The 2,291-nt window shown below is 71.8% G+C and carries 1 protein-coding gene; it reads left to right on the plus strand.

Annotation, left to right across the window (positions count from 1 at the left end):
• Positions 1–2,291 (plus strand): type I polyketide synthase (locus tag LI92_RS20970; protein ID WP_046322375.1); only part of this gene is annotated, 2,291 nt, incomplete at both ends.

Genomic DNA, 2,291 nt, shown 5'->3' on the forward strand with positions numbered 1-2,291 from the left:
GTTCCGGGGCTTCGACCAGAGCGGGGCGCTCTCGACCACCGGGGCGTGCCACGCTTTCGACGCCGACGCCGACGGATTCGTGCGCGGCGAGGGCTGCGGCGTGGTGGTGCTCAAGCGCCTGTCCGATGCCCGCCGCGACGGCGACCGGGTGCTGGCCGTGGTGCGGGGTTCGGCCATCAACCAGGACGGACACTCCAACGGTCTGCTCGCGCCGAACCCGGCTGCCCAGATGGCGGTGTTGCGGTCGGCCTATGCCGACGCCGGAATCGCGCCGCAGGAGGTCGACTACGTCGAAACCCATGGAACCGGAACCCTGCTGGGTGATCCGATCGAGGCGAAGGCGCTGGGAACCGTGTTGGGACGGGGTCGCTCCCCGGAGTCCCCGCTGCTGATCGGGGCGGCGAAGTCGAACATGGGCCACCTCGAGGCCGCTGCGGGCATGGTCGGCTTCATTAAGGCGGTGCTGGCGGTGCAGCGCGGGACGATTCCGAAGAACCTGCACTTCAACACGCCGAACCCGCACATCACCTTCGACCAGATGCGTTTGAAGGTCGTCGCCGAACAGCAGGACTGGCCGTCATCGGATCACCCGCGGCGGGCCGGGATCTCATCCTTCGGGTTCGGTGGCACCAACGCCCACGTGGTCATCGAGCAGGCTCCGCCCGCTCGGGTCGCCGCGCGCGAAGCAGACCCGGCGGTCACCACCCTGGTGGTCTCCGGGCGCACCCCCGACCGGATCTCGGCGACCGCGCGCGAGCTGGCCGACTGGCTGGCCGGCGACGGCTCCGGGGTGGCACTGGCCGACGTCGCGCACACGCTCAACCATCACCGCGCCCGGCAACCGCTGTTCGGCACGGTATGCGCCCGCGACCGCGAGGCGGCGATCCGCGGGTTGCGGGCACTGGCCGACGGCAGCTCGCTCGACGAGCCGGGGTGCGGCGTCGTCGGTCCGCACGACGGGCCGTGCGGCCCCGGCACGGTGTTCGTCTACTCCGGCCAGGGCTCCCATTGGGCCGGCATGGGCCGGCAACTGCTCACCGACGAGCCGGCGTTCGCCCGGGCGCTGGCCGTGCTGGAACCGGCGTTCGTCGAGCACGTCGGGTTCTCGCTGTGGGAGGTGATCTCCGGCGGCGAACCGGTCAGCGGAGACGCGCAGGTGCAGCCCGTCCTGATGGCGCTGCAATTGGCGCTCACCGAGCTGTGGCGCTCCTACGGGGTGCACCCCGACGCCGTCATCGGTCACTCCATGGGCGAAGTCACGGCCGCGGTGGTGGCCGGGGCGTTGAGCCCGGCCGACGGCTTCCGGGTCATCGCCGCCCGTTCGAAGCTGATGTCGCGGCAGGCCGGGCAGGGCGCGGTGGCCTCGTTGAACCTGGACGCTGCGAGCACCGAGGAGCTGCTGGCCGGCTACCCGGATGTCAGTGTGGCGGGATACCTGTCACCGAAGCAGACCGTCGTGGCCGGGCCGGTGGCACCGGTCGATGCCGTCATCGCCACGGTCAGCGGCCAAAACAAGTTCGCCCGGCGGGTCAACATGGAGGTGGCCTCGCACACCGCGTTGATGGATCCGATCCTGCCGGAGCTGCGCGCGGCACTGGAGCACCTGACGCCCGAAGTCGCCACCATCCCGTTCTATTCGACCGTGAGCGAAGCCGCCATGCCGGCCGGTGGCCTGCCGATCCTGGACGCCGACTACTGGGTGGACAATGTCCGCAAGCCTGCGCTGCTGACTCAGGCAGTCGCGGCCGCGGCAGCCGACTACACGACGTTCGTCGAGGTCAGCGCCCATCCGATCCTGACTCACGCGATCGCCGACACCGTGGAGGCCCTCGGCGGGCATCACCACAGCGTCGGGACCTTGGTCCGCGACGGCGACGATGCCGTCAGCTTCCACACCAACCTCAACCGGACGCACACCACGCAGCCGCCGCAGACGCCGCACCCGCCGGAGCCGCACCCGGTGCTGCCGGCCACCCCGTGGCAGCACAGCAGTTACTGGATCGAGCTGACTCGGCGGGCCGCCCCGTCCGCCGAGGCCGGTCAGCGGGCGGCGGGCAGCCCTGGCTCGGTGCCCGAAGACTGGTGGTGCGAGCTGACCTGGCCGGCCACCGAGGCCCCGGCCGGCGGGGCGCCCGCCGAGCAGTCGTGGCTGGTGATCGGCGACCCGGACCTCGGCGCCGAACTCGCCCGCGCCGGCGGGGTGCGGGTCCTGGAGGCATCGGTGCTGGACGCAGGCGCGGACCCCGCGACGCTGACCGCCGCACTGGGCACCGCCACCCACGTGCTGTACG

This window comes from Mycobacterium sp. UM_Kg1, assembly GCF_000972925.1.
GTDB classification, from domain to species: Bacteria; Actinomycetota; Actinomycetes; order Mycobacteriales; family Mycobacteriaceae; genus Mycobacterium; species Mycobacterium hiberniae.